The 8,156-nt window shown below is 73.3% G+C and carries 8 protein-coding genes and 1 pseudogene; 5 read left to right on the plus strand and 4 right to left on the minus strand.

Going from position 1 to position 8,156, the window contains the following annotated elements; genetic code table 11:
• Positions 1–110 precede the first annotated feature (110 nt).
• Positions 111–914: an enoyl-CoA hydratase-related protein gene (locus AB0O29_RS33155; RefSeq protein ID WP_365159313.1), complete on the plus strand. Its 804-nt coding sequence runs from the start codon at positions 111–113 to the stop codon at positions 912–914.
• 25 nt (positions 915–939) lie between these two features.
• On the opposite strand, the gene AB0O29_RS33160 is transcribed toward AB0O29_RS33155, so the two are convergent.
• The gene (locus tag AB0O29_RS33160; RefSeq protein WP_365159316.1) at positions 940–1,734 is read right to left on the minus strand and encodes a VOC family protein; all 795 of its coding nucleotides are present in this window, start codon (positions 1,732–1,734) and stop codon (positions 940–942) included.
• A 163-nt stretch (positions 1,735–1,897) separates the two neighbouring features.
• Between AB0O29_RS33160 and AB0O29_RS33165 the strand changes: the two genes are divergently transcribed.
• Complete coding sequence (locus tag AB0O29_RS33165) at positions 1,898–2,530, plus strand: flavin reductase family protein (protein ID WP_365159318.1); 633 nt, start codon at positions 1,898–1,900, stop codon at positions 2,528–2,530.
• A 63-nt stretch (positions 2,531–2,593) separates the two neighbouring features.
• Here AB0O29_RS33165 and AB0O29_RS33170 read toward each other — a convergent pair whose 3' ends face one another.
• The 3 genes from AB0O29_RS33170 to AB0O29_RS33180 are packed head-to-tail and all read right to left on the minus strand — an operon-like array spanning position 2,594 to position 5,785.
• The gene (locus AB0O29_RS33170) at positions 2,594–3,661 is read right to left on the minus strand and encodes a Zn-dependent alcohol dehydrogenase (RefSeq protein WP_365159321.1); all 1,068 of its coding nucleotides are present in this window, start codon (positions 3,659–3,661) and stop codon (positions 2,594–2,596) included.
• Complete coding sequence (locus tag AB0O29_RS33175) at positions 3,658–4,857, minus strand: acyl-CoA dehydrogenase family protein (protein ID WP_365159324.1); 1,200 nt, start codon at positions 4,855–4,857, stop codon at positions 3,658–3,660. Before AB0O29_RS33175 ends, AB0O29_RS33170 begins: the two co-directional genes overlap by 4 nt.
• A gap of 16 nt (positions 4,858–4,873) precedes the next feature.
• Entirely contained in the window at positions 4,874–5,785 is a 912-nt protein-coding gene (locus AB0O29_RS33180; protein ID WP_365159327.1) for an SDR family oxidoreductase, read from the minus strand.
• A 100-nt stretch (positions 5,786–5,885) separates the two neighbouring features.
• On the opposite strand from AB0O29_RS33180, the gene AB0O29_RS33185 reads away from it, so the two are divergent.
• From AB0O29_RS33185 to AB0O29_RS33195, 3 genes and pseudogenes are all read left to right on the plus strand, one after another.
• Positions 5,886–6,812: a cyclase family protein gene (locus tag AB0O29_RS33185; protein ID WP_365159330.1), complete on the plus strand. Its 927-nt coding sequence runs from the start codon at positions 5,886–5,888 to the stop codon at positions 6,810–6,812.
• A gap of 126 nt (positions 6,813–6,938) precedes the next feature.
• The gene (locus tag AB0O29_RS33190; protein WP_365159333.1) at positions 6,939–7,592 is read left to right on the plus strand and encodes a dihydrofolate reductase family protein; all 654 of its coding nucleotides are present in this window, start codon (positions 6,939–6,941) and stop codon (positions 7,590–7,592) included.
• Positions 7,593–7,706: 114 nt separating this feature from the next.
• Positions 7,707–8,156, plus strand: a pseudogene (locus tag AB0O29_RS33195) (hypothetical protein); the annotation flags it as partial.

Below are 8,156 nucleotides of genomic sequence, written 5' to 3' on the forward strand. Positions count from 1 at the left end.
GAGCCCCGGGGAACGGGCGAAGGGCGGGTGGGGGACCTCGCCCCGCGTAGCGGCCCGCCAACCCGCACCCGGCGCCACCCCACCCACCCACCCACCCCGAACGGAGTCCCATGCCCCCCGAAACCCCCTCGGACGAGATCCGGTACCGGTTCGAGAACGGCGTCTCCTGGATCACCCTCAACCGCCCCGACGCCATGAACGCCCTCACCTGGGACCAGCGCGACCGCGTCATCGCCCTGCTCGCCGACGCCTCCGCCGACCCCGCCGTCCGGGCCGTCGTCCTCACCGCCACCGGCAAGGGCTTCTGCGCCGGCGCCGACCTCCGCGGCGCGCCCGCCACCGGCGACCGGGTCGCCGGCGACGTGGCCCGCATGATCCGCCTCGGGGCGCAGCGCCTGATCACCGCGGTCCTCGACTGCGAGAAGCCCGTCATCGCCGCCGTCAACGGCACCGCCGCCGGCATCGGCGCGCACCTGGCCCTCGCCTGCGACCTCGTCATCGCCGCCGAACCGGCCCGCTTCATCGAGGTGTTCGTCCGCCGCGGCCTCGTCCCCGACGGCGCCGGCGCCTACCTGCTCCCCCGCCTCCTCGGCCCGCAGAAGGCCAAGGAGCTGATGTTCTTCGGCGACGCCGTCCCCGCCGCCGAGGCCGCCCGCCTGGGCCTGGTCAACAAGGTGGTCCCGGCCGACGAGCTGGAGGCGGCCGCCCGCGACTGGGCCGAGCGCCTCGCGCAGGGCCCCACCCGCGCCCTCGCGCTCACGAAGCAGCTGGTCAACTCCTCCCTGGACGGCGACCGCGCGACGGCACTCGCCGCCGAGGCCACCGCCCAGGAACTCAACATGACCACCGCCGACGCCAACGAGGGCGTAGCCAGCTTCGTGGAACGCCGCACCCCGAAGTACCTGGGCCGCTGAAGCGGCCCGCACCCCGCGGCCGGTCCTACATCCGCGGGTCCGGCCGCAGGACCGCGAACACCGCCCCCGCCGGGTCCGCCGCCCAGGCGATCCGCCCGACGTCCGGCACGTTCGCCGCCGGCATCAGCACCGCGCCCCCGGCCCCCTCGACGGCCGCGACCGTCGCGTCCGCGTCCGCGACGTGGAAGTACGGCACCCAGCGCGGCAGGATCGCCGACGCCCCGCCGGCCCCCTCGCCCTGCGGCGCGACCCCGCCGAAGGAGGTGTCCTGCTGGTCGCCCTCGGCGAGGCTCAGCACCCGGTACGTCATCCCCGGCGTCTGCATCTCCGCCGAGCGCCACCCGAACACCGCGCCGTAGAAGGCGAGGGCCGCCTGCGGGTCGGGGACGTGCAGTTCGACCCAGAGCAGGCTGTTCTCGGCGGAGGCCACCTCCAGCCCGCCCGTCTTCCCGGGCTGCCAGCAGGCGAACCGCGCGCCCTGCGGGTCGGTGAACTGGGCGAGCCAGCCCTCGCCCATGACGTCCATCGGCGCCACCCGCACCTGGCCGCCCGCCCGCATCACCGCGTCGGCGGTGACCCGGACGTCCGGGCTCTGGAAGTACACCGTCCACGCCGAGTCCGCCCCCTCCTCCGTGAGCGGGCCGAGCGCGGCCACGGTCCTGCCGCCCTGCTGGAAGAACCCGTACCCGCCGGCCTCGGGCCCGGCGGAGGCGAACTCCCAGCCGAAGACGGCCCGGTAGAAGGCGGCGGCCGCGCCGGTGTCGGGGCTGCCGAGGTCGAGCCAGTTGGGCGAGCCGGTACGGAAGTCGGTGCCGAGCATCAGGTCCTCCACGGGTAGGCGCCACACAGTCGTCCGCCACCCTGCCCACCCCCCGCCCACGGCACGGCGTACCGGCCGCCCCGCCCGCCCGGATTCACCCGTTCGGCGCCGCCCCCTCCCGCCCCTTCTCATCTGACACTCCGTCAGGTTCAATCGAGGGGTGATGGGACACGCAGGGATGGCGGCCACCGTCGTCCGATACCTCAGGTCAGCCGGCTCCCCCACCTCCTCGGCCCGGGAGCCCGAGTCCGCGCAGGTCGACGCCCTTCCGCGGCCCGACCTGCGCGCCGTCGGCGAGGACGAGCGCGCGCCCGTCAGCCCCGCCGAGTTCCGCGCCGTCCTCGGCAACTTCGCGAGCGGGGTCACGATCATCACCGCCCCGCCCGCCGACGGCGAGGAGGGTCCGGCCGGCTTCGCCTGCCAGTCCTTCGCCTCGCTCTCCCTCGACCCGCCCCTGGTCACCTTCATGGTGGCCCGCACCTCGACCACCTGGCCGCGCATCGCCCGCGCCGGGGTGTTCTGCGTCAACATCCTGGGCGCCGCGCAGGGCGAGCTCTGCCGGGCCTTCGCCGTCAGCGGCGCCGACAAGTTCGCCGGGGTCTCCCACCGGCCCGCCCCCGTCACCGGCTCCCCGCAGCTCGACGACGTCCCCGCCTGGATCGACTGCCGGATCCACGCCGTCCACACCGGCGGCGACCACCTCATCGTCGTCGGCCGCGTCGAGGCCATGGGCGCCGAGGGCGAGGGCGACCCCCTCCTCTTCCACAAGGGCCGCTTCGGCCGCCTGGCGGACTGACCCGGACACACCGATGGCCCGGCGCGCTCCAGCGCACCGGGCCACCGCCGTGCGCGGACCGCGTCAGAAGGTGAGCACCCCGCGCGCCACCCGCCCGTGGTGCGCGTCGTCCACCGCCTTGGCGAAGTCCTCCACCGGGTAGACCTCCGTCACCAGCTCGTCCAGCAGCAGCTCGCCCCGCCGGTACAGGTCCGCGTACAGGGCGATGTCGCGCTGGGGGCGGGAGGACCCGTACCGGCATCCCATGATCGTCTTGTCCAGGTACATGGAAGAGACCAGGAACGACGCCTCCTCCTTGAACCCCGGCACCCCCAGCAGCACCGCCTGGCCGTGCCGGTCCAGCAGGTCCACGGCCTGCCGGATCAGCTTCACGCTGCCCACGCACTCGAAGGCGTGGTCCGCGCCCGTCGGCAGGACCTCCCGTACGGCCGCCGAGGTGTCGGCCACCGCCGACGCGTCCACGAAGTGCGTCGCGCCGAACCGCCGCGCCACCGCCTCCTTCGCCGGGTTCGCGTCCACCGCCACGATGGCCGAGGCCCCCGCGATCCGGGCGCCCTGGATGACGTTGAGGCCGATCCCGCCGGTCCCGATGACCACGACCGTCTCCCCGAGCCCCACCTTCGCCCGGTTCAGCACGGCCCCCACTCCCGTCAGCACCCCGCAGCCGATCAGCGCGGCCGACGTCATCGGGATGTCCTCGGGGATCTTCACCGCCTGCACGGCCTTGACCAGGGTCCGTTCCGCGAACGCCGAGTTCGACGCGAACTGGAACAGCGGCTGCCCGCCCCGGGAGAACGGCCGGTCCGGCATCCCGATCGCCTTGCGGCACATCGTCGGCCGGCCGCGGTCGCAGTCGGCGCACGCCCCGCAGTTGGCGAGGGTGGAAAGGGACACGTGGTCACCCGCGGCCACGTGCGTCACCCCCGCCCCCACGGCCTCGACGACCCCGGCCCCCTCGTGGCCGAGCACCACCGGCGGCGGGAAGGGGATCGTCCCGTCGATCACCGACAGGTCGCTGTGGCACAGCCCGGCCGCGCCGATCGCGACCAGCACCTCCCCCGGCCCCGGGTCCCGTATCTCCAGGTCCCCGACCACCTGGGCCTGCTTGCCGTCGAACACGACGCCCCTCATCTGGGCTCCTTAGGCAGGCCGAGCACCCGCTCGGCGATGATGTTCCGCTGGATCTCGTCCGAACCGCCGTAGATCGTGTCGGCCCGGGTGAACAGGAACAGCCGCTGCTCCTCGTCGAGCCCGAGCTCGTACGGGGTCCCGTGCTCCCAGAGCCCCGGCCCGGCGGTGGCCCGGGCGCCCCGGACCTCCACCGCGAGCTCGCCGAGCCGGCGGTGCCAGCCGCCCCAGAGCAGCTTGGCCACGCTCGGCGCCCCGGCGTCCCCGGCCTCCCCGAGGGTCCGCAGGGCGTTCCACCGCATGGTCCGCAGCTCGGCCCACTGCCGTACGAGCCGCTCCCGCAGCACGGGGTCCGGGGCGCCGGAGGCCGCGTAGGCCCGCACCACCCGCTCCAGCTCCGCCGCGAACCCGATCTGCTGGACGAGCGTGGAGACCCCGCGTTCCAGGGCGAGCAGCCCCATGGCCACCGTCCAGCCGTCGCCCTCCCCGCCGACGACCTCCTCGGCGACGGCCCCGTCGAAGAACACCTCGTTGAACTCCGCCGTCCCCGACATCTGCCGGATCGGCCGGACCTCGACCCGGCCCGGCTGGTCCATCGGCACGAGCAGGAAGGACAGGCCGTGGTGGCGGCGCGAGCCGGGCTCGGTGCGGGCGAGCACGAAGCACCAGTCGGCCTCGCGGGCCAGGGAGGTCCAGACCTTCTGGCCGGTGACGCGCAGCCGCCCGTCCGCCCGGTCCCGTACGGCGGTGGTGCGCAGCCCGGCGAGGTCGGATCCGGCGTCGGGTTCGCTGTAGCCCTGGCACCACAGCTCCTCGCCGCGGGCGATGGCGGGCAGGAAGCGGGCCCGCTGCTCCGGCGTGCCGTAGGCGAGGAGGGTGGGGGCGAGGAGGTTCTCGCCGATGTGGCCGACCCGGCCGGGAGCGCGCAGCGCCGCGTACTCCTCCGCCCACACCACCTGCCCGGTGAGGGTCAGCCGCTGCTGCCCGTAGGCGCCGGCCGGGGCGTCCCAGCCGGTGCCGATCCACCCGCCGCGGCCGAGTTCCCGTTCCCAGGCGCGCCGGGCGTCGACGCCCTCGTGCTCGCTGCCGGGCCCGCCGAGGCCGACGGCCTCCTCGTACGGGCCGACGAGGTGCGCGGTGAGCCAGGCCCGGGCGCGGGCGCGCAGTTCCCCGGCCTCGGGGCCGAAGCTGAAGTCCACGGTGTCCCCCTGCCCCTCAGGTGTTCGGGCGGTCCTTGGCGGCGGCCGCCTTGGCCATGGCCTCCAGCTGGGCGAGCATCGGCATCGGGTCGGTGCCGACCGTGCCGGGGAGGAAGTCGGCGATCTTCTCGGGGGTCCAGGCCCCTTCGGCGTACCCGGCGCGCAGTTCGCGGGGCTGGGCCCAGACGGCGATCTTCGGTCCGGCGATCGTGTAGACCTGCCCGGTGATGCCCTCGGCCCTGGCGCGGTCGCTGAGCAGGTACGTCACGAGGGCGGCGACGTCCTCGGGCTCGCCGATCTCCTTGAGCTCCATGGGCACGTTCGCGGACATCCGGGTGCGGGCGACGGGGGCGACCGCGTTGGCGGTGACCCCGTACTTGTTGAGCCCGAGGGCGGCGCTGCGGACGAGGGAGATGATCCCGCCCTTGGCGGCGCTGTAGTTGGCCTGGGCGACGGAGCCCTGGTGGTTGCCGCTGGTGAAGCCGATGAGCGTGCCGGAGCCCTGTCGCCGCATGACGGCGGAGGCGGCGCGGAAGACGGTGAAGGTGCCCTTGAGGTGGGTGGCGACGACGGGGTCCCACTCCTCCTCGGACATGTTGAAGAGCATCCGCTCGCGCAGGATGCCGGCGACGCACACCACTCCGTCGATGCTGCCGTACCGGGCGAGGGCGGTGTCCACGATGCGCTGGCCGCCCGCCATGGTGGAGATGTCGTCGGCGACGGCGACGGCCTCGCCCCCGGCGGCGAGGATCTCCTTGACCACCTCCTCCGCCACCTCGCTGGTGGGCTCGTTCCCCTCGATGCCGACGCCGTAGTCGTTGACGACGACCTTGGCGCCCTCGGCGGCGGCGGCGAGCGCCACGGCCCGGCCGATGCCCCGGCCCGCACCGGTGACGGCGATGACCTTGCCTGCCAAGAAGTTCCCCACGTCCGGCCCCTTCCCGCTTTTTCTGACGGTCCGTTAGATTCTATGACCAGTCAGATCCCTTCCCACAAGCCCCTGTTCGTTCAAGGAGTGGATGGCGTCCATGACCATGCCCCCCGAGTTCCACGACATCGCCAAGCGCGTCAACAACTGGGGACGCTGGGGCGCCGACGACGAGATCGGCACCCTGAACCTGATCACCGAGGAGGTGGTCCGGGCGGCGGCAGCCGAGGTCCGCACGGGGCGCCGGATCCCCCTGGCCCTCCCGCTCAAGGAGGACGGGGTGCAGGCCGGCATGATCCCGGGCCGGGTCAACCCCCTGCACACCATGGTCCAGATCAACCAGGAGCTCTTCGGCCCCGGCACGGTGGCCTGCAGCGACGACGCCGTGACGATGGGCCTCCAGGCCGCCACCCACTGGGACGCCCTGACCCACGTCTCCCACTCGGGCCGGATCTACAACGGCCGCCCGGCCTCCACGATCACCGCGCACACCCGGGCCCAGTACAGCGGCATCGACAAGGCCGCCCCGATCGTCTCGCGCGGAGTCCTGCTGGACGTGGCCCGCGCCAAGGGCCTGGACCGGCTCCCGGGCGGCCACGCCGTCACCCCGGAGGACCTGGCGGAGGCGGAGGAGTTCGCAGGACTCACCGTCCGCGCGGGCGACGTCGTCCTCGTCCGCACCGGCCAGATCCAGGTCTACCTGGCGGGCGACAAACACGGCTACGGCTTCCCGTCACCCGGCCTCTCCGTCCGCACCCCGCAGTGGTTCCACGCCCGCGACGTGGCGGCCGTCGCGAACGACACCCTCACCTTCGAGATCTTCCCCCCGGAGATCGACGACCTCTGGCTGCCGGTGCACGCGCTGCACCTGGTGGAGATGGGCATGCACCAGGGCCAGAACTGGAACCTCGAAGCCCTGTCCACAGCCTGTGCGGAAGCGGGCCGCCACTCCTTCCTCCTCTCGGCGATGCCGGAACCCTTCGTGGGCGGCACCGGCACCCCGGTGGCCCCGGTGGCGGTCCTCTGAGGCGGCTCCGGGCCCCCGCATTGGGCCGAAGGCGGCATGTCCGCGCGTCGCCCCCGCCCCGCACCGATGAGTTCCGTCGGCCCCGGCAGTCTCACCTCAGACAGCCGACGACGACAGGAGCACCCCATGCCCGCCCAGCAACTCCTCCGGGCCTGCAACATCAACCTCACCCGGGACGGCTACGGCGCCGGCGAGAACCAGAGACTGGACCATCCCTTCGGCGACGGGCTCAACCCGGGAGTCCTGTTCTCCTGGGCCGGCGCCACCGCCAGCTGGCCGGGCCGCACCGAGCCGGGCGGCAGCCGCGGCCTGGACGACTACTTCACGCGCGACTGGGGGCGGAACATCGGGGCGGAGATCATGGGCGCCAACAAGTTCAGCCCCCACCGGGGCCCCTGGCAGAACCACGACTGGCAGGGCTGGTGGGACGACGAGCCCCCGTTCCACACCCCGGTGTTCGTGATGACCCACCACCTGCGCCCCTCCTTCACCCTCTCCGACACCACCTTCCACTTCATCGACGCCGACCCGGCCACGGTCCTGGCCCGGGCGTTCGAAGCGGCCGACAGCAAGGACGTCCGCCTCGGCGGCGGCCCGTCCACGATCCGCGAGTTCCTCGACGCGGACCTGCTCGACACCCTCCACGTCGCTGTCTCCCCGGTGGACCTCGGCGCGGGCTCCCGCCTGTGGGAGTCCCCCGACGAGCTCCTCGACCGCTTCCACATGGACGTGGTCCCCAGCCCGAGCGGCGTGACCCACCACCTCTTCTGGCGCCGCTAGCCGACGCCGGGGACCACCCCCGGACAACGGCCTGATTACCCCTTGCCTCCCCCAACTGCCCTCAGTACACAGAGAGTTCGCGTACGCGGATCATTGCCTGGGGGCGGGGGAGACATGACCGACCACGTACCGATCGACCCGTGCAGCATCCCGTTGTTCACGGGTGATCTGGAGGCCCTGGAGCAGAACCGGGCGGCGATCGCGACGGCGGCGGGGACCTTCCGTGACGCGGGTGCGCACGTGGATTCGGAGTTCCAGGGCCTGGCCGCCTTCTACACCGCCCCCGAGGCGTCGCAGCTGTTCGCGACGACCAAGCCGGTGAAGACGGACAGTGATCTGTTCGCGGGCCACCTGGAGACGGCGGCGAAGGCTTTGGGCGAGTACATCACCGAGGCCCGTCCGATCGTGGCCCGTCTGAAGGAGCTCCAGTCCCGGGCCGTCACGTTCAGTCAGAAGATCAGCGGGGATAAGCACTGGAAGGACGACGGGGACAAGATCGATGAGAACAACGATCTGATCCACGACGTCAACGCGGCGGTGTCGGCGTTCTGGGCGGCGGAGCGT

Source organism: Streptomyces sp. NPDC089915 (genome assembly GCF_040684675.1).
Taxonomy (GTDB): domain Bacteria; phylum Actinomycetota; class Actinomycetes; order Streptomycetales; family Streptomycetaceae; genus Streptomyces.

Excerpts from the sequence above, each read along its gene's own strand:
- AB0O29_RS33165 (WP_365159318.1), top strand. The coding sequence starts at position 1,898 with ATGGGACACGCAGGGATGGCGGCCACCGTCGTCCGATACCTCAGGTCA.
- AB0O29_RS33185 (WP_365159330.1), top strand. The coding sequence starts at position 5,886 with ATGACCATGCCCCCCGAGTTCCACGACATCGCCAAGCGCGTCAACAAC.
- AB0O29_RS33170 (WP_365159321.1), bottom strand. The coding sequence starts at position 3,661 with ATGAGGGGCGTCGTGTTCGACGGCAAGCAGGCCCAGGTGGTCGGGGAC.
- AB0O29_RS33190 (WP_365159333.1), top strand. The coding sequence starts at position 6,939 with ATGCCCGCCCAGCAACTCCTCCGGGCCTGCAACATCAACCTCACCCGG.
- AB0O29_RS33160 (WP_365159316.1), bottom strand. The coding sequence starts at position 1,734 with ATGCTCGGCACCGACTTCCGTACCGGCTCGCCCAACTGGCTCGACCTC.
- AB0O29_RS33155 (WP_365159313.1), top strand. The coding sequence starts at position 111 with ATGCCCCCCGAAACCCCCTCGGACGAGATCCGGTACCGGTTCGAGAAC.